Here is a 17,137-nt window from a genome sequence, read left to right on the forward strand (position 1 = left end):
TCCGCCGCCCTGATGCTCAACGCGCCACGCCGCCCACATCCGTGATCGCGCTGTAGACCAGCGTGCGCAATTGCCGGCGCACGGGGTAGGCGGACGAAGGCAGCACCTGTGTCAGGAACAGGCCGATCAGATCCTCCTGCGGATCCACCCAGAAGAAGGTGCCGGCCGCGCCGCCCCAGAAGAAGTCGCCCGTGCTGCCGGGAATCAACGTGGCGGCTTGCGAGATCGTGGTCGCGAACCCCAGTCCGAATCCGACGCCGTCATACGCGGCCTCGCTAAACATCGAAGGTGACGACAGGCTGGACATGTCGCGCCCGCCCGGCAGGTGGTTGGCGGTCATCAGCGCCAGCGTTTTCGGCGCCAGCAGGCGCGCGCCATCCAGCTCGCCGCCCTGCAGCAGCATGCGCGAAAAACGCAGGTAGTCCGCCGCCGTGGAAACCAGACCGCCGCCGCCTGAGATGAAGCTGGGCGGCTTCAGGTAGGGGCTGGTGCGCGGATCGTCCTGCAAGACCGGTCCACGTTCAGACACCGCCTTCGAGCCCAGCGCGCCCACGGCATAGCACGCGCAGAAGCGCGATGCTTTCTCCTCCGGCACATGGAAGGCGGTATCGACCATGCCCAGCGGATCGAAAATCCGTTCCTTCAGGAAGGTCTCGAACGGCATGCCGCTGATCTTGCCGACGAGGTAGCCGAGCACGTCGGTGGAAACGGAGTAGTTCCAAGCCTCACCGGGCGAGAACTCCAGCGGCACGCCGGCCAGCTTTTCGATCATCTCGTCGAGCGTGCCATCGGTCGCGATGTCGCCCAGCTTCAGCCGGCGGTACGCGGCGTCGACATTCGTGTTCTGGTGAAAACCGTAGGTCAGGCCGGAGGTGTGGCGCAGCAGGTCGACCATGCGCATGGGGCGCTTGACCGGATGGGACTGGAAGCCCTCCATGAAACCGCCAGCGTGCACGCCCAGGTTTGCCCACGCGGGGATGAATTTGCTGACCGGATCGTCCAGCGCGACCTTGCATTCCTCTACCAGCATCATGAACGCCACCGACGTGATCGGCTTCGTCATGGAGTAGATGCGGAAGATCGAATCTTCGGCCAGCGGCACCTGACGTTCTCGGTCGGCCAGGCCCAGCACGGAGTTCAAGGCCAGCTCGCCCCGCCGCCACACCTGGACCAGCGCGCCGGGCAGCTTGCCGGTGGCAATGTAGGCGTCATCGATAAAGCGCTCGACCCGTTCGAGCCGCTCGTGGGACATCCCCTGCGTTTGCATGCCTTGCCTGTCCATGCTTTCTCCTTGCATTGATGCCCGCGCGAGGCGCAGGCGTGCCAGACCCCGATCCGGCCTGCGCGGCATTCCGACGCGCGCAGACCCACCCAGCGACACTGTACAGCGCTGATCTGTTGCCCGCGAGCGTGCCCTGCCGGCGCCTGTGCTTCAATGCAGTTCGACCGCAACCCCGTCCCGATATGAAGCGCTTCGACGACCTGTACCTCTTCACGCGCGTGGTGGAAGCCGGCGGCTTTTCCGCAGCGGAACGCGCCACGGGCATCCCCAAGTCACGCCTGAGCCGTCGCATTGCGGAATTGGAGGTACAGCTCGGCACGCGGCTGCTGCAGCGCTCAAGCCATCGCGTAGCCGTCACGCCGGTGGGCGAAGCGGTGTATCGGCATGCGCGCGATATGGCCGATGCGTCGGCAGCCATTGAAGCGCTGGCCGGGGCCGCGCGCAGCGAACCGGCCGGTGTGCTGCGCGTCGGCACGTCGCCGTTGCTGGCAGAAACGCTGGTGGCAGGCTGGCTGGCCGAGTTTGCCCATGCGCATCCGAAGCTGCGCATTGAGCTGGACTTGTCCAACACCTATGTCGACCTGATCGAGCAACGCATTGACGTGGCGATCCGCGCGGCCACGGGGCCGCTGCCCTCGCGCGATGTGGTGGCGCGGCATCTGGTGGTCTCGCCGCGCGTGCTGGTGGCCAGCCCCGCGTTGATTGCGCGTGTGGGGGAGCCCGACACGCCCGCCGCGCTGGAAGATTTCCCCTGCCTGGGGCAAGGCTCGCTCACCCGCAGCCGCGATTGGGTGCTGCACGATGCGCGCGGCCATCGGCTGTCGCTGCCGATTCGGCCCCGATTTGCCAGCGACAACATCATCGCCCTGCGCGAAGCCGCCATCGCTGGCCTGGGCCTCACCATCCTGCCGCAGCATTGCTGCCATGCGGCGCTTGGCCGTGGCCAACTGCGCACGGTGCTGTCCGGCTGGACACCCGAGCCGGCCGACCTGCACGCACTCTATCCATCGCGTGCAGGCGTGCCGCCTTCGGTGAAGGCGCTGGTGGCGTTCCTGCGTGAGCGCTTTGCGGCGGAAGCCACCATGCAACCGTTGAAGTGAAGCTGTAAGTTACTTCACCACACGGCCAAGAAAATCGAGCATGCGTGCACCAATTTCGGCATGGTGCGTCTCCAGCGCAAAGTGGCCGCTGTCGACAAAGTGGATCTCCGCATCCGGCAGGTCGCGCTTGAAGGCTTCCGCGCCGGCCGGAATGAAGATGGTGTCATTGCGCCCCCATACCGCGAGCAGCGGCGGCCGATGCGCGCGGAAGTATGCGTGCAGCGCCGGATACAGCGCCACGTTGCTCGCGTAATCCAGGAACAGATCCATCTGGATATCGAGCTGGCCTGGACGGATCAGGAAATATTGATCGAGCAGATAGCCATCCGGCGCCACGCGCGTCGGGTCCGGCACGCCATCCAGGTATTGCCACTGCGTCATCTCATCTGACACGAGCGCATGCAGCGCGCGGCGATGCGCTTCGTCCGGGTGGTTCCAATACGCCCTGATCGGCGCCCATGGCCCCTCGCCCAACCCTTCTTCATAGCCGTTGCCGTTCTGCGTAACGATGGCGCTGATGCGCTCCGGATGCGCCATCGCCAGACGCCAGCCGACCGGCGCGCCGTAGTCGAACACATAGATGGCGTACCGCGACAGGCCCATCGCCTGCGTAAAGCCGTCCACCACATGCGCGAGGTTGTCGAACGTGTAGCGGAAACCGTTCGGCGCCTGCGTCAGGCCAAAGCCGGGAAAGTCCGGCGCCACCACGTGATAGCGCCCGGCCAACTGGGGAATCAGGTTGCGGAACATATGCGATGCGCTCGGAAAGCCGTGCAACAACAGCACGGTCGGCGCATCGGCTGGGCCCGCCTCTCGGTAGAACACGCGCACACCTTCGACATCCACCGTGCGATGACGCACAGCAGTGGGGGCATACGCATCGACAGCCAGATCAGCGGTTCGGACAGGGGCGTTCATGGCAAGGCTCCGGATGGGTTTCGAGAAAGAGCAACGAAACCATCGTAACCGCATAAATACAGTTTTTAAAGTTACATGAAATTTTCCCATCGCTCGCATGCCGATTTGAGATGCGAAACAAAACGGGCACGCCGTCTGGCGTGCCCGCGCGGGAAACAATGCAGCAGGAAAACTCAGGTGAGCCGCTCGAGCGCCTGGGCGGCAATGCGCCGCGTGATGGCTTCGGCCGAGTCTTCCGTGGCCAGCCGGCCCGCTTGGCCGGACCACAGGTTGATGAAATCGCCTGAGCCGGTCGGCTCCGTCTTGGCGCGCAGCGGCGCCAACGCGCCGCCGGCTGTCGGAAAGGCCGGCGCAAACGTGCTCATCGGGCCAATCTCACGCATCAGCCGGTTGACGATGCCGCGCGCCGGCCGGCCGGTAAACAGGTTGGTGAGCGCGGTGTCGGCGTCTGTAGCCTGCTTGAGCGCCGCGCGATGAATGGCCGATGTCTTGGCCTCCGGCGACAGCATGTAGGCCGTGCCGATCTGCACCGCCGATGCCCCCAGCGCCAACGCCGCCACCACACCGCGCGCATCGCCGATACCGCCGGCCGCAATGACCGGCACCTTCACCGCATCGGCCACCTGGGGCACCAGCGCGAACGTGCCGACCTGCGATTCGATCGTCTTGGCGAGGAACATGCCGCGATGGCCGCCTGCCTCGTTGCCCATGGCGATGATGGCGTCTACGCCGCGCGCTTCCAGCCAGCGCGCCTCTTCCACCGTGGTGGCGGCGGAGATGATCTTCGCCCCTGTGGCCTTCACGCGGGCCTGCAATTCCGGCGAAGGCAGGCCGAAGTGGAAGCTCACCACTTCCGGCTTCAATTCCTCCACCAGCGCGCAGGTCGCTTCGTCGAACGGCGCGCGGTTCACGGCCGGCGCTTGCGCATTCAAATCGATACCGAACTCGGCGTAGTACGGCGCCAGATGGGCACGCCATTTGGCATCGCGCTCCGGGTCCGGCTGCGGCGGCGTATGGCAGAAGAAGTTCAGGTTGATGGGGCCGTGCACGGCCGCCCGGAACTGCTCGACCTGCTGCCGGATCTGTTCGACGTTGAGCATCGCGCACGGCAGCGAACCGAGGCCCCCGCCCCGTGCCACGGCAATCGCCAGCTCCACGCCGGCCACGCCCGCCATCGGTCCCAACACGATGGGCACTTCGATGTTGAACAACTCCAGCACGCGTGCATCGGGCCATGCGCTCATGATCGTCTCCGGCGAGTTTCTTGGATGACACATGGTAATGCGGCGAGCTTTTCATCGGATTGATCCGTTAGAACGCGCATGCAACAAGTAACTGGAATAGCGCGTTAAATTGGTTACAATTCCACTATCGATTTTTCTTGCAGATCACCATGTCCTCCACCGCTTCCGCCACCGCCGATGCGCCCCTGTTGATTGCCGACGATCCGGTACTGGACATGCTCAACACCGTGGCCAACGTCAACGGCCAGCCGCACGATTTCTGGCAGAACGACGTCGATGTCTCCGATTGGCTGGTGCGCGCCGGCTGGCTCGCGGAGCCTGTGGCAGGCCGCTACCCGCCTGGCGTGCTGCTGGCCGTGGCGCGGCACCTGCGCGAGGTGATTCGCGCCTTGGTGGAGGCCCGCAAGGCAAGCCGTGCAGCCAGCGCCGATGCGCTGAATGTGTTCCTGCGGCAGGCGCCAAGCCATCCCGTGCTGGTGTGGGAAAACGGCACGCCGCATGTCAAACGCCTGCGCCCCACCGATTCAGTCGAGCAATGTCTGGCGCCGCTGGCCGAGGCCGCTGCGCATCTGCTCGCCGAAGGCGATTTCCAGCTCGTGCGCGTGTGCGAACACCCCGAATGCACGCTGTGGTTTTACGACCGCACCAAGTCGCACAAGCGCCGCTGGTGCAGCATGGCCGTCTGCGGCAACCGGCATAAGGTGGCCGAATACCGCAAACGCCAGCAGGGCTGATCGCGGCCTCGGTCGTTCCAATGCTGGAACGCCGCGTCGCGGCCGAACGGGCTGCGCACAAGCCCGCTCGTTCGTAACCTGTTCTCCCGAAACGTCGCACCCATTCAGGAGAACAGCATGTCCGCAACTCAAACCACCCCGTCCACACCCCAACGCCTGGCAGGCCGCACCGCCATCGTCACCGGTGGCTCGCGCGGCATCGGCGCCGCCGTAGCGCATCGACTGGCCACCGACGGCGCGCGGGTGGCCGTGGTCTATCGCAGCAACGCCGCAGAAGCCGATGCCGTGGTCAACCGCATCCGCAGCACCGGCGCGCAGGCCATTGCCGTACAGGCCGACGTGGGCGACGCAGTGTCTGTTGACGCAATGGTGAGCACCGTGCGCGAAGCCTTCGGCGCCATCGACATCCTCGTCAACAATGCCGGCATTCTGGAAAACCAGCCGGTCGGCAGCATCGACCTCGCATCGTTCGACGCGCAGTTCCGCACCAATGCGTTCTCGACGATTCTCGTCACGCAAGCCGTGCTGCCGCATGTGCCGGCGCGCGGCGGGCATATCGTGAACGTGTCGTCGAGCCTGGTATACCGGCCCCGCGCAGGGCTGGCGGTGTATGCGGCAAGCAAGGCCGCCGTCGGCGCCCTCACCCACGCGTTTGCCGTAGAACTGGGCCCGCGAAACATCACCGTCAACGCCGTGGCCCCCGCCCTCACGCGCACCGACATGACCGCCCCGATTCCCGATGAAGTGAAAGCACACATGCGCGAATCGACACCGATGGGCCGTCTGGCCGAACCGGACGATATTGCCGACGCCATCGCCTTCCTGGCCTCGGACGACGCCCGCTGGATCACCGGCCGCACCTTGATGACCGACGGCGGCTTCATCTAACACCCGCCCCTCTACGGACGCTGGCCAAGACGCCAACACAGATACACAGACGGTGTGGCCGTACCCTGCCCTAGATGGCGCCTTGGAGTTTTGTCGCGGGGAGGAAAAAGAGGGGAGGCTGTCTGAGCGCAGCGAGTTTGCCTCCCCTCCCTCCCCGTGACACAAATCCAAGGGGAAGTCGCCATCTCGGGCGCGCCTTTCTTTGCCTACCTTTCTTTGGCAAGACAAAGAAAGTAGGTCGGCCCCGGCAGGGGACGAAACCCAACACAAGCCAGCACTAACAAGCCGCGTCCGAAGACAAACACGAGCGCAGCGCCCAACAATTTACTCAGCCAACCGCTTCACAAGCCGATAAAGAAACTCCCGCCCGTCATACAACCGCGCAATCTCGATGCGCTCATCCAGGCCATGCGTGCGCAAGTCAGCCGGCTCGGTAAACAACCCCGACACGCCATACATCGGAATGCCGGCATTGCGCATGAACCGGCTGTCGGTTGCCCCCGTGCTCATGGCAGGAATCACCGGCACATTCCACATCTGCTGCGTCAGCGCTTCCACGGTCTTTACCAAGTCGCCATTGAGCGGCGACGCGGGGCTCGCCAGCGGCTTGTTGACGTAGCGCACGCTGATCTTCTCGTTGCCGATCACCTGCTTCAGCTGACGATCGATATCCGCCGGATCATCGTGCGGCAGGATGCGGCAATTGACGGTGGCCTTGGCCGATTGCGGCAGCGCGTTCTCGGCATGGCCGGCGTTGACCATCGTGGCCACGCAGGTCGTGCGCAACTGCGCGTTGTAGAACGGCACGGCCGAGAGCCGATCGATCGCAGCCTGGTCCGGCTTGCCGGTGCCGACCGAACGCATGTCCTCCGCCAGTTGCCCCGTCGCCAGCGGCGCGCTGCGCGAGAAGTAGGTCTGCGTCACGTCGGCCAGCTTGACCGGAAACTGATACGCCCCTAGCCGATCCAGCGCGGCCGACAGTGCATAGATCGGGTTCGTCTTTGTCGGCACCGAGCTGTGGCCGCCCACGTCACGCACTTCCAGCTCGTACGTCGTGTACATCTTCTCGGCCACTTGAATGCGGTGCAGCACCGGCTTACCGTTGCGCAGTTCGCCACCGCCGCCTTCATTGATGCCGAACTCGGCCTTCACCAGTTCCGGCTTGTTGTTGACGATCCGGTACGCGCCGTTGGTCGGCACATCGCCGCGTTCCTCGTCGGTGGTCAGCGCCAGGATGATGTCGCGCGAGGGCTTGAAGCCTTCCTGCTTGAGCTGCCCGAGCACTGACACAAAAGCCGAGGCCATCGCCTTATCGTCGATCGCGCCACGTGCGGTGAAATAGCCGTCGGTCTCTTGCAGCGTGAAGGGGTCGGTCTTCCAGTCTTCGCGCTTGGCTTCCACCACGTCAATGTGGGCCAGCAGCAGCATGGGCCGCTTGGCACCGCTGCCCTTGAAACGCAGCACCAGGTTGCCCTTCTTCGGGAAAGGCTCAAGCACCTGCATGTCGGCGGCGGCAAAGCCGGCATCGCGCAGGCGTTTTTCCATCGCGCGAGCGGCCTTGGTGGTGTCACCTGCCGAATGCGTCGTGTTGATCTCGACCAGCTCTTTGTAGATGTCGTGGTAGCGCTGCTGCTCGGGCGTGAGCGTGGTGGGCGCGGGCTTGCTGGCGGGAATGCTCTGAGCGAACGCGCCGGCGCTGCATGCCAACACGGCTGCAGACACCAAGACGCGAACGGGAACACGACGACACTGGAAACGCATGACACCTCCGGATAATCGTTATGTGAACCGGCTCATGGCACGTAGCGAGTGGCTCGAGGGGCGTAACAAGGCCATGAGCGGCTTCTGAGTGCACCGCATAAAACAAAGCGGGGCCGACCCGAAGGCCGACCCCGCAGTGTAGCGCCACGGCAGCCGTTTCGCTGCCGCGGCAACCCATCAGGAATGGTGCTTTACATCGCCACGCGGAACACCGCCACAGCGCGGCGCAGCTCGTCCGCTTGCTCTTCCAAGGCCTGTGCAGCAGCAGCGGCTTCTTCCACAAGCGCGGCGTTTTGCTGCGTCACGTCGTCCATCTGCGTGACGGCTTCGTTGATCTGCTCGATACCGGTGCTTTGCTCGGCCGAGCCCGCGCTGATCTCGCCCATGATGTCGGTCACGCGCTTCACGGCCACGACGATCTCTTCCATCGTCTTGCCCGCGCGCGCCACCAGCGTCGAGCCCGATTCCACACGCGTAGCGGAATCTTCGATCAACGATTTGATTTCCTTGGCAGCGCCTGCACTGCGCTGAGCCAGCGTGCGCACTTCACCGGCCACCACGGCAAAGCCGCGGCCCTGTTCACCGGCACGCGCGGCTTCCACCGCAGCGTTGAGCGCCAGGATATTGGTCTGGAACGCAATGCCTTCGATCACGGCGATGATGTCGGTGATCTTGCGCGACGATTCGCTGATCTCGCCCATGGTGGTCACCACGTCCTGCACCACGGCACCGCCCTGCACGGCGATCTCGGAGGCGTTGACGGCCAGCGTGCTCGCCTGACGCGCGTTGTCGGCGTTCTGCTTCACGATGCTCGTCAGCTCTTCCATGCTCGACGCGGTTTCTTCCAGCGAGCTGGCCTGCTCTTCCGTGCGCTGCGACAGATTGGTGTTGCCCGCGGCGATCTGCTGCGTGGCAGAGGCAATCGACTCGCTGCCGCGACGCACCGTCACCACGGTTTCCTTCAGCTTGGCTTGCATCTGCTGCAGGCCTTCCATCAGCAGGCCCATCTCGTCACGCGAGTGGATGCGCACGTCGGTGGTCAGGTTACCGCCCGAAATTTCGTGGAAGTGCACGAGCATCTCTGCGAGCGGGCGCGAGATGGCACGCGAGAGCACGACATAGCAACCGACGGCCAGCGCCAGCCCGATGGCGATCACGAGGCCGAAGGTCCACAGCAGCCCGTTGAAGAACGACTGCGATGCAGCGTAGGCAGCCGAGGACACTTCCTCCTGAATCGCATTCAGGCGATCGGACTGCTCTGCGTAGACACGGAACTGCGTCGGGATTTTTTCCAGTGCCAGCACGCGCGCCGCATCCTTGTCGCCACGGCGGAGCGCATCGATCGCTCCACCGATCCCATCCTTGATGATGAGGCTGCGCTGCTTGCCGGCTTCGCCCGCAATGCGCTCCTCTTCGGGCGTCGAAAACGGTAGGGCCAGATAGTCCTTCCACGCTTTCTCGCTGCTCTCAATCTGCGTTGCGATGCGGCCCAGCGCGTCCGCGCTCTTGGACGGATCGGGCTCGAAGATGGCGCGATCCAACGCGGTGCGTGCTTGCGCAAGCTTGGATTCGGCCAGCCCCAGCGCGCGCGTGGAAGGAAGGTTATTGGAGAAGGTTTCCTTGAGCGCTGCGTTGGAGCGCAGGTTGCCGACCAGTCCCAGCGCGCCGACACCCGTCAGGAATGCAGCCAGAACAAACAGCACCAGCGCCAGCCGTGCCTTGATGGAGAGCGTCTTCATATCTGTCGCGAAGTTGGGGGAGCGTGAAGTGGTTCCTCTCAGGGATCCGAATTCAACAAAACTAACGACAGATCTTCAAAAGACTTTAACTCCATTCCTAGGGTTTCCCCGAAGAACAAAGCCTCGTGCCGCTCTTGGCTCACGCCTGCATGCGCGCCATCACCGCGTTATCGAGCAAGACCCGCGCACCGTCACCGCCTGGCGTGCGACCACGTCAAACCCGTTGCGGGCAATGAAGGGCTCGGCGTTCAAGCGCGCGTGCGCTTGCACACGCGGCATGTCGCGCTGCGCTGCCAACCCGAGGATGTGGCTCATGAGTTGTTGCCCGATGCCTTGTCGCGCATGGTTGCCGGATACGAAGAAGTGATCGATCTATCCATTCGCCTGCAACTCGGCATAAGCGACGGGCTGCGCGTCGGGTTCCGCCACGAACGGCTGGATGCGGCGGATGCGCTCATGCCACTGGGCGACGTCGTAGTCGGTCGGGGCCCAGGCTTCGCATTGTTCGGGCGTGTATCGGCGGGCGGCGATGCCGTGCACGGCAGAACGAAAGACAGCGTGCAGGAACGGCTCGTCCCCAATTCTGAAAGCGCGTATGACGACGGGGCGGGTGTTGAAGCGGTGCGTTCATGATCATTGCCCCGCATGCGGCAAGTCCATCGATGCCAGCACATCCTTGATGTGCTGCGCCGCCTGCTGGGCATTCTGTACGGCGGGCACGGGCGCCTGCTGATCAGTCGACAGATTGCGCACGTGGTCGTCAATGCTGATGCCGGTGCCCAGCGGCGCGAGCATCGCCGCCGATTCGTGCATGGCCCATTGGAAGTCGTTGAGCGGCGCGTTGCGGGCGGCCTGCAAGCCGGCCGGGTTCGCTGCCATGGCACGGGCGACAACGGGATCACGGTTGTCGTCGGGCGCGCTCAGTTCCAGCACCTGACCGAGGTCGGGCGCACTGGCATCCCGGGCGGTCAGCGGCGTCCGGATGTTGTACCGCACGCGCAGCGTCTTGATGATGGCGGTGTGGTCGTACGGCTGCGCCGCGGTCGAGCGGAAGATCGTGCCCTTGGGAATCCACGGCGACACCACCACCGCCGGCACGCGCACGCCCAGCCGGTCGAACGCGAAGAGCTGCCCCGGCTGCGGCGGGCTTGGCGGCACCACGGCGGGCGGCGGCACGTGGTCGAAACAGCCACCGTGCTCATCGAAGGTGATCACGAGCAGGGTCTGATGCCACTGCGGCGAATTGCGCAGCGCGTTGTACACCTGCGCGACCAAAGCATCGCCGTAGCCGATGTCGTGCGGCGGATGCATGTCGTTGGGCCAGTCGAGATCGGCAAAGTAACGTGGCTCGATAAAGCTGTACGAGGGCAGCTTTCCGCTGGACGCATCGTCGAGAAAATCGTCGAACAGGTGAAAGTGATCCAGGTGCAGCCACAGCCGCGTCAGCGTGAGCGACTGCGCGAAGTCGTGGTAATAGACAGCCCAATCGTCGGGCACCACGCCGTCAAGCGCATTGAACAGCGTCGGCATCAAGTACGGAAAGTGCACCGGCGAGTTGTTCGGATAACCGTGCGCGGTACCGGTGTGCACAAAGAACCGGTTCGGCCACGTCTGGCACGGCGCGGAGGCAAACCACGCATCGCATACGGCGTAGTTGCGCGCCAGCGTGCTCAGTGCTGGCACTTGGTCCGCCGTGAAGAAATGCATGATGTCGCGCGGGTCGCCACCGTTCTTGGCGTAGTTGGTGGTGAAGCCCTGCATGGTGGGCGTCTGACCCAGCGGCATCTGCTGGCCGAAGAGCTGCTGGTTGATGTCGGTGAACAGCTCGCCCGGGTCGGGGTTGGGCAGCGTCATCACGTTGGGCGGCGCGGGGGTTGTCCACACCCGGATGGGCTGGCCGCCGCCGTCGGGGTTGGTCTCTTCGCCAGACAGGCCGTCGAACTCTGCGCTCTTTGAATAGAGCGTGCCGAACAGGTTGTCGAACGACCGGTTCTCCAACATCAGCACGACCACGTGCTCGATTGCATTCAAGCCTGCCATGGTGGCCCCCTCGTTTCGTTGCGTTGTTCTGCGGGCCACTATAGGAAGAAACGAGGGGATTGGCGTTGCGCGCGTCTACTGACGTACCGCCGGCAGCACACGCCATGCAATCAGCGCGCTGGCGGCCGCCACCAGCCACACCACCGGCCACGACGACCACGCCAACACCTGCGGCAGGCACAGCGACGTCAGCCCGAGTGCCGCAAACGCGCCCGTGTTGCCGAGCCCCAGCGCCGTGCCGGCGCGCTGCGCACCGGCCAGCGTCGCCAGCTCGGTATAGCCCACGCCATGCCACGCTGATACGCAAATGCCGCCCGCCACCACGGCCGCCACCAGCGCAACGCGCATGACCGACAGATCGATCGACAGCGCCGACGTCATCCACGCCACGCCGGCCAGCCCAACGAACAGCGCAACGCTCAACCGCGCACACGCGAGCAGATAGGCGCGGCGATTGCCGTGGCGGTCGGTCCAACGCCCGCTCCATACGCGCATGACGGCCGCCCCGCCCTGCACCGCTGCCATGGTGAGGCTGAGTGTGAGCACATTGGCGTGTGCGAAGTCGCGCAGGAACACCGTGGCAAAAGCGACCACCGCGCCTTGCGGCACGCACAGCAGCCCAATGGCCAGGGCCATGCGCAACAGCGTTGGATCGCGCAGCGGGCCAGTGCCCCCGGGCGGGGCTGCTTGCGCAACCGCATTCACCGTGTCCGGCGCGTCATGCACCCACAGCCACGTCAGTACCGCAGTCAACGCACATGCCGCCGCCAGCACGCCATAGACGGCGGCAAACCCCGCGTGCGCGGCGATAGTCGGCAGCACGAGCGCGCCAATGCCGCCGCCCAGCGGTACGGCGGTCTGGCGGATGCTCATGGCGAGCCCCCGCTCGCCTTCGCGAAACCAGCCCATGACGGCGCGGCCGCTCGATCCGTTCACGCTGCCGCCCAGCAGGCCGACGCTGAGCATGCCGCCCACCAGCCACGCGAGCGGCGGCACGTTGCCATGCAGCGGCACCACGCAACATGCCATCACGAACAGCGCCAGCGCGGTCAGCCCCAGCCCCGCCAGCAGCACCGTGCGATCGCCCCAGCGGTCGGTCAGCAAGCCCCACGGCAGCTCGCTGATGGCAATGCCAAGCCCCAGCGCGCCCAGCGCCACGCCCAGCTCCGCATTGCCCAGGTGATACGCCGAGCGGATGAACACGGCAGTCGTCGGGATGCCCGAAAACGCTGCCGAAAAGCTCGCATTGGCCGCCACGCCCACGCCCAGCACCTTCCAGCGGTGATGGCGCGGCAGGGGCGTCGACGTGGCCGGCAAGCCCATCGCGGTTGTCATGATCGTCTCTCCAGAAATGCGTTTGACAGCAGCAGTCTGGCGGAGCAACATCAGGCCTAAATGACGTTAATCCCTCATTTCAAGACATCATGCGCAGAATCGGCTTTTTGGTGTTTCCGGGCTGCAGCCTGCTCGATTTCACCGGCCCGCTGACAGCCTTTGACGTGGCAAACCGGCTCGCGGCCCAGCCGGCGTATCGGATCGACGTGCTGTCCGAAGGCGGCGCGCAGGTGCAGAGCGCGCCCGGCCTCGTCATGCAGACGCAGGGCCTGGACGATCCGGCCTTCGATACGTTGGTCATCTCGGGCGGCAACGGCCCGCGCGAAGACGCGTTCTCGCCGCGGCTGATCGCCTTCGTGCGGGAAGCGGCAGCGCATTCACGGCGCATGACGAGCGTGTGCTCCGGCGCCTTTGCGCTGGCGGCGGCGGGCCTGCTCGATGGCCGCCGCGCCACCACGCACTGGCGCATGGCGGCGCTGCTGCAGCGGCGCTATCCGCGCGTGCAGGTGCAGAGCGATCACATCTTCATCCACGACGGCCCTGTGTGGACGTCGGCCGGCATCTCGTCCGGCATCGACCTGGCGCTCGCGCTCATCGAGGAAGACCTGGGTGTCGACGTGTCGCGCGCCGTGGCCCGCGAGCTGGTGGTCTATCACCGGCGGCCCGGCGGGCAATCGCAGTTCTCGACCTTGCTGGAGCTGGACCCGGCATCGAGCCGCATTGCGCGGGCGCTGGGCTATGCGCGCGAGCACCTGCACGAGGCGCTGGACGTCGACCGCCTGGCCGAAGTTGCTCACCTGAGCCGCCGCCAGTTCGACCGCGCCTTTGTGGCGGAGACCGGCCAGACGCCCGCCAAGGCCATCGAAAAGCTCCGTGCCGAAATCGCCCGGCCCCGCGTGGAAGCGGGTGACGAATCGCTGGAACACATTGCGCGCGCCGTCGGCTTTGCCGATCCGGAACGCATGCGGCGGGCGTTCATCCGCGTGTTCGGCCAGCCGCCGCAATCGGTGCGGCGCTCGGGGCGGTCCGGACATACACGTCTGGCGGCCTAGCACGCCGCACCCATGAATCCGTTACCCTGACGCCCCTGAAATCCGTAATCCCGCATTCGTACCGATGGCCGACAATTCAGCCCTGCCCTTGCTCTACAGCTATCGCCGCTGCCCATACGCCATGCGTGCGCGGCTGGCAATGCTGCAAGCCAATCGACGCTTCCAGACCTTCGAGATCGTCATGCGCGACAAGCCCGCCGAACTGCTGGCGCTGTCCCCGAAAGGGACTGTTCCCGTCTTGCATCTGACCGACGGCGGCGTGCTGGAAGAGAGCCTGGACATCATGCAGTGGGCCTTCGACGCACGCGACCCGGAAGGCTGGTGGAGCCGCGCACAATCCGACGACAACCTCGCCCTGCTGCGCACCAACGACGGCGAGTTCAAGCGCCAGCTCGATCGCTACAAATACCCCGATCGCTATCCGCAAGAGGCAACGCCGCGCGAGACGGCGCGTGCCCGGGCAACAGAAACGCTGCTGATGCCGCTGGAATCGCGCTTGCTAGACCAACGCTATCTTGGCGGCCCAACGCCGTGCGCGACGGATCTGGCGATCTTTCCGTTCGTGCGGCAGTTTGCGGCGGTGGAGCCGGACTGGTTTGCCCGCCAGCCGCTGCCCGCAATACAGGCCTGGCTGGCCGGGTGGCTCACCAGCCGCCTGTTCGAGGTCTGCATGACGAAGCAACCCGTGCAGGCCGTTGCCGTGTTTCCCGAGTATCAGCATCTGGATGGATCCACTGACCGACTGACCGACTGATCCACCGATGGAGGCGTGTAAGCAATGGACGAACCACAGACAGCATCCCCCGACAGCACCGCAGCACGCGTCGCGTTGTGGCGCGCCTTGCACATGCACAGCGATGCACCGCCGCACGTGCTGGAAGACGCAGTAGGCTTGAAGCTGCTCGCCCCGGAGCCCGGCTGGCAACAACGGGGCGACATGGACCCGCAGTTCACGCGTCCGTTTCGCGCGTCCATTGTGGCGCGTGCGCGCTTTATCGAAGACCTCGTCATCGAACAAGCGGGCCGTGGCTTGTTGAGCCAGTACGTGATTCTGGGGGCGGGGCTGGACAGCTTTGCGCAACGCCGGCCCGATGTGGCATCGCGCATGACGGTGTTTGAAGTCGATCAGCCCGGCCCGCAGGCCTGGAAGCGCCAGCGTCTGCAAGCGCTGGGCTTCGGCATTCCGCGTTGGCTGCGCTTCGTGCCGGTGGATTTCGAGGCGCGCGAATCCTGGCAGGATGCGCTGGTCGCGGCCGGGTTTGATACGCGCAGGCCGGCCATCGTGGTCTCCACGGGTGTGAGCATGTATCTGTCGAAGGAAGCCAATGCGGCGACGCTGCGGCAGGTGGCGTCGCTGGCGCCGGGGTCGATGCTGGCGATGACATTCCTGCTGCCGCTGGAGATGGCGGACCCGGACGTCCGGCCCGGCCTTGAGATGGCGGAGAAAGGCGCACGTGCGAGCGGCACACCATTCATCAGCTTCTTCACGCCGCCAGAGATGCTCGCGCTGGCCCGCGAAAACGGCTTTCGCGATGCCCAGCATATTTCGGCTGACACATTGACGGAACGCTATTTCTCCGGCCGGACCGATGGCCTGCGCCCGCCGCGCAACGCAGAAGAACTGCTGCTGGCGACGGTCTAGGCTCGCAAGTGCCTACCGCTCGCGCAGCGGCCCTGGCAGCGCTTTCAGGCCGATCCAAAGCACCCCGATGACCACGTTGACTGGCACGCTCAACGCGCTGGGCACATAGAACAGCACCGACAGCCCCGGCGTGTTGAGCCCCAGTTCCAGTACGCCGCCCAGCGTGTAGCAGAGCAATCCGCACCACAGCCAGCGTCGCATATAGGCCAGCAGCCAGTGGGCGTGCGCCTGGTTGAAACGCCAGGCGGCCGACCGTTCGAACAGGTTGCCGCGGCTGGCGTCCTTGAACAGCCAGCCGAAGAAGAAGTAGCGGTACAGCAGCGTGCGAAAGGCGAGCTCTTGCATGATGGCTCCCTCGGCCAAACCAGCTTCACGCAAGCAAGTTTGGCTCCAAAATCGCGCGGGCGCCATGCCCTGCAGCGCCGGGTTGAGCATGGCGCACCCGGCTGCACCGCCTCGCCTCTCAGCTTGCCAGCTTCTTGAACGTCTCAAGCACCGCGTCGCCCTTGAACGGCTTGACGATCCAGCCCTTCACGCCAGCGGCCTTGCCACGGTCTTTCATGGCAGGGCTGCTTTCGGTGGTGAGCATGATGACGTTGACCGTCTTGTTGCCCAGCTCGCCGCGCACCTTCTCAACCATGGTCAAACCGTCCATGTTGGGCATGTTCACGTCACTGATGACGAGCTTGACGCCGGGGTTGGCCTTGATCTTGGCCAGGCCGTCCTTGCCGTCAACGGCAGTATCAACCGCCAGGCCGTGCTTCTTCAGAAAGCCGGCCACCTCATCGCGGACGGTGCTCGAATCGTCGACAACCAGAATCTTGCTCATGACGCTTTCCTCGTTCTCAAACTTCCAAATCAAAACAATTCCAGCTCGCCACCGGATTCCACTTCGTCGCTCACATCGGCCACGAAATCCAGGGGAGCATGGGCACACACGCACACGGTGGCATCCACGCGCACCATGTCGTTGATGGTGACCGCGTAGGTGGCCACGTAGCCGGGCTTGAGCACATCCAGATACGGCAGGCAGCGCGCGCTCACCACATAGGGCGTGGACATGCCAAGGTCTGGAAACACCTGCAGCAGTTCCTGGTTCAGCGCGCCGCAGCACAGGTTGCCGATTTCCAGACGCGCTTCTTCAAAAGAACGCCCGGCGCCTTCGCCCGTGAAGTACGTGCGCGTGGCGTCGGATTCATCAAATCGCAGCACCAACAGAAGACGAAAGGCGATGGACGAGATGGTGAGGATCAGTGCCTCTTCGCCGTTGACGGAGTCGCCTTCGGCTGCGGTGCCGATCTGGCACATGTCTTCGGCCTGCCGCACGAGCCGCGTACGCGCGGCCTTGCGGAAGATGCGATCGAAACTCTCTTGTGCGTTGCTGCGGATCACGTCAGACCTG

18 protein-coding genes are annotated in these 17,137 nt (G+C 64.9%); 7 read left to right on the forward strand and 11 right to left on the reverse strand.

What is annotated here, in order from left to right:
• Positions 1–16: 16 nt before the first annotated feature.
• On the reverse strand, positions 17–1,282 hold the full coding sequence (locus tag RP6297_RS17615) for a serine hydrolase domain-containing protein (RefSeq protein ID WP_009240042.1): 1,266 nt from the start codon (positions 1,280–1,282) through the stop codon (positions 17–19).
• Between the two features lie 182 nt (positions 1,283–1,464).
• On the opposite strand from RP6297_RS17615, the gene RP6297_RS17620 reads away from it, so the two are divergent.
• Positions 1,465–2,382 (forward strand): LysR substrate-binding domain-containing protein, encoded by a 918-nt coding sequence (locus RP6297_RS17620; RefSeq protein WP_009240043.1) that lies wholly within the window; start codon positions 1,465–1,467, stop codon positions 2,380–2,382.
• A gap of 9 nt (positions 2,383–2,391) precedes the next feature.
• Here the strand turns inward: RP6297_RS17620 and RP6297_RS17625 are convergent, their stop codons facing one another.
• Entirely contained in the window at positions 2,392–3,300 is a 909-nt protein-coding gene (locus tag RP6297_RS17625) for an alpha/beta fold hydrolase (protein ID WP_009240044.1), read from the reverse strand.
• Between the two features lie 173 nt (positions 3,301–3,473).
• Positions 3,474–4,544 (reverse strand): NAD(P)H-dependent flavin oxidoreductase, encoded by a 1,071-nt coding sequence (locus tag RP6297_RS17630; protein WP_009240045.1) that lies wholly within the window; start codon positions 4,542–4,544, stop codon positions 3,474–3,476.
• 149 nt (positions 4,545–4,693) lie between these two features.
• Here RP6297_RS17630 and RP6297_RS17635 point away from each other — a divergent pair, with 149 nt between their 5' ends.
• Positions 4,694–5,278: a CGNR zinc finger domain-containing protein gene (locus RP6297_RS17635; RefSeq protein WP_009240046.1), complete on the forward strand. Its 585-nt coding sequence runs from the start codon at positions 4,694–4,696 to the stop codon at positions 5,276–5,278.
• Between the two features lie 117 nt (positions 5,279–5,395).
• Entirely contained in the window at positions 5,396–6,166 is a 771-nt protein-coding gene (locus RP6297_RS17640; RefSeq protein ID WP_009240047.1) for an SDR family NAD(P)-dependent oxidoreductase, read from the forward strand.
• A 324-nt stretch (positions 6,167–6,490) separates the two neighbouring features.
• Here the strand turns inward: RP6297_RS17640 and RP6297_RS17645 are convergent, their stop codons facing one another.
• The 3 genes from RP6297_RS17645 to RP6297_RS17655 all read right to left on the reverse strand — a co-directional run bounded on the left by RP6297_RS17645 (position 6,491) and on the right by RP6297_RS17655 (position 9,981).
• Positions 6,491–7,927: a M20/M25/M40 family metallo-hydrolase gene (locus RP6297_RS17645; RefSeq protein WP_009240048.1), complete on the reverse strand. Its 1,437-nt coding sequence runs from the start codon at positions 7,925–7,927 to the stop codon at positions 6,491–6,493.
• 191 nt (positions 7,928–8,118) lie between these two features.
• Entirely contained in the window at positions 8,119–9,666 is a 1,548-nt protein-coding gene (locus RP6297_RS17650) for a methyl-accepting chemotaxis protein (protein WP_009240049.1), read from the reverse strand.
• 159 nt (positions 9,667–9,825) lie between these two features.
• A complete protein-coding gene (locus RP6297_RS17655; RefSeq protein ID WP_009240050.1) occupies positions 9,826–9,981 on the reverse strand; it encodes a hypothetical protein in 156 nt (51 codons plus the stop codon).
• Here RP6297_RS17655 and RP6297_RS17660 point away from each other — a divergent pair.
• On the forward strand, positions 9,925–10,299 hold the full coding sequence (locus RP6297_RS17660) for a hypothetical protein (RefSeq protein WP_223293311.1): 375 nt from the start codon (positions 9,925–9,927) through the stop codon (positions 10,297–10,299). The genes RP6297_RS17655 and RP6297_RS17660 overlap by 57 nt on opposite strands.
• On the opposite strand, the gene RP6297_RS17665 is transcribed toward RP6297_RS17660, so the two are convergent.
• Together RP6297_RS17665 and RP6297_RS17670 are read right to left on the reverse strand one after the other, a co-directional pair.
• Positions 10,300–11,706, reverse strand: a complete 1,407-nt coding sequence (locus RP6297_RS17665) for an alkaline phosphatase family protein (protein WP_009240052.1) — start codon at positions 11,704–11,706, stop codon at positions 10,300–10,302.
• A gap of 75 nt (positions 11,707–11,781) precedes the next feature.
• Entirely contained in the window at positions 11,782–13,041 is a 1,260-nt protein-coding gene (locus RP6297_RS17670; RefSeq protein ID WP_009240053.1) for an MFS transporter, read from the reverse strand.
• A gap of 89 nt (positions 13,042–13,130) precedes the next feature.
• Here RP6297_RS17670 and RP6297_RS17675 point away from each other — a divergent pair, with 89 nt between their 5' ends.
• The 3 genes from RP6297_RS17675 (at position 13,131) to RP6297_RS17685 (ending at position 15,735) form a co-directional block, all read left to right on the forward strand.
• Complete coding sequence (locus tag RP6297_RS17675) at positions 13,131–14,093, forward strand: GlxA family transcriptional regulator (protein ID WP_009240054.1); 963 nt, start codon at positions 13,131–13,133, stop codon at positions 14,091–14,093.
• 64 nt (positions 14,094–14,157) lie between these two features.
• Positions 14,158–14,847: a glutathione S-transferase gene (locus tag RP6297_RS17680; protein WP_009240055.1), complete on the forward strand. Its 690-nt coding sequence runs from the start codon at positions 14,158–14,160 to the stop codon at positions 14,845–14,847.
• Positions 14,848–14,871: 24 nt separating this feature from the next.
• Positions 14,872–15,735, forward strand: a complete 864-nt coding sequence (locus RP6297_RS17685; protein ID WP_009240056.1) for a class I SAM-dependent methyltransferase — start codon at positions 14,872–14,874, stop codon at positions 15,733–15,735.
• Positions 15,736–15,747: 12 nt separating this feature from the next.
• Here the strand turns inward: RP6297_RS17685 and RP6297_RS17690 are convergent, their stop codons facing one another.
• The 3 genes from RP6297_RS17690 to RP6297_RS17700 form a co-directional block, all read right to left on the reverse strand.
• The gene (locus tag RP6297_RS17690; RefSeq protein ID WP_004631347.1) at positions 15,748–16,080 is read right to left on the reverse strand and encodes a hypothetical protein; all 333 of its coding nucleotides are present in this window, start codon (positions 16,078–16,080) and stop codon (positions 15,748–15,750) included.
• Positions 16,081–16,198: 118 nt separating this feature from the next.
• On the reverse strand, positions 16,199–16,564 hold the full coding sequence (locus RP6297_RS17695; protein ID WP_004631346.1) for a response regulator: 366 nt from the start codon (positions 16,562–16,564) through the stop codon (positions 16,199–16,201).
• Positions 16,565–16,593: 29 nt separating this feature from the next.
• Positions 16,594–17,127: a hypothetical protein gene (locus tag RP6297_RS17700; protein WP_009240057.1), complete on the reverse strand. Its 534-nt coding sequence runs from the start codon at positions 17,125–17,127 to the stop codon at positions 16,594–16,596.
• Positions 17,128–17,137 lie beyond the last annotated feature (10 nt).

This window comes from Ralstonia pickettii (genome assembly GCF_016466415.2).
Taxonomy (GTDB): domain Bacteria; phylum Pseudomonadota; class Gammaproteobacteria; order Burkholderiales; family Burkholderiaceae; genus Ralstonia; species Ralstonia pickettii.

Coding starts and splice junctions, on each gene's coding strand:
- RP6297_RS17615 (WP_009240042.1), bottom strand. CDS start 1,282: ATGGACAGGCAAGGCATGCAAACGCAGGGGATGTCCCACGAGCGGCTC.
- RP6297_RS17620 (WP_009240043.1), top strand. CDS start 1,465: ATGAAGCGCTTCGACGACCTGTACCTCTTCACGCGCGTGGTGGAAGCC.
- RP6297_RS17625 (WP_009240044.1), bottom strand. CDS start 3,300: ATGAACGCCCCTGTCCGAACCGCTGATCTGGCTGTCGATGCGTATGCC.
- RP6297_RS17630 (WP_009240045.1), bottom strand. CDS start 4,544: ATGAGCGCATGGCCCGATGCACGCGTGCTGGAGTTGTTCAACATCGAA.
- RP6297_RS17635 (WP_009240046.1), top strand. CDS start 4,694: ATGTCCTCCACCGCTTCCGCCACCGCCGATGCGCCCCTGTTGATTGCC.
- RP6297_RS17640 (WP_009240047.1), top strand. CDS start 5,396: ATGTCCGCAACTCAAACCACCCCGTCCACACCCCAACGCCTGGCAGGC.
- RP6297_RS17645 (WP_009240048.1), bottom strand. CDS start 7,927: ATGCGTTTCCAGTGTCGTCGTGTTCCCGTTCGCGTCTTGGTGTCTGCA.
- RP6297_RS17650 (WP_009240049.1), bottom strand. CDS start 9,666: ATGAAGACGCTCTCCATCAAGGCACGGCTGGCGCTGGTGCTGTTTGTT.
- RP6297_RS17655 (WP_009240050.1), bottom strand. CDS start 9,981: ATGAGCCACATCCTCGGGTTGGCAGCGCAGCGCGACATGCCGCGTGTG.
- RP6297_RS17665 (WP_009240052.1), bottom strand. CDS start 11,706: ATGGCAGGCTTGAATGCAATCGAGCACGTGGTCGTGCTGATGTTGGAG.
- RP6297_RS17670 (WP_009240053.1), bottom strand. CDS start 13,041: ATGACAACCGCGATGGGCTTGCCGGCCACGTCGACGCCCCTGCCGCGC.
- RP6297_RS17675 (WP_009240054.1), top strand. CDS start 13,131: ATGCGCAGAATCGGCTTTTTGGTGTTTCCGGGCTGCAGCCTGCTCGAT.
- RP6297_RS17680 (WP_009240055.1), top strand. CDS start 14,158: ATGGCCGACAATTCAGCCCTGCCCTTGCTCTACAGCTATCGCCGCTGC.
- RP6297_RS17685 (WP_009240056.1), top strand. CDS start 14,872: ATGGACGAACCACAGACAGCATCCCCCGACAGCACCGCAGCACGCGTC.
- RP6297_RS17690 (WP_004631347.1), bottom strand. CDS start 16,080: ATGCAAGAGCTCGCCTTTCGCACGCTGCTGTACCGCTACTTCTTCTTC.
- RP6297_RS17695 (WP_004631346.1), bottom strand. CDS start 16,564: ATGAGCAAGATTCTGGTTGTCGACGATTCGAGCACCGTCCGCGATGAG.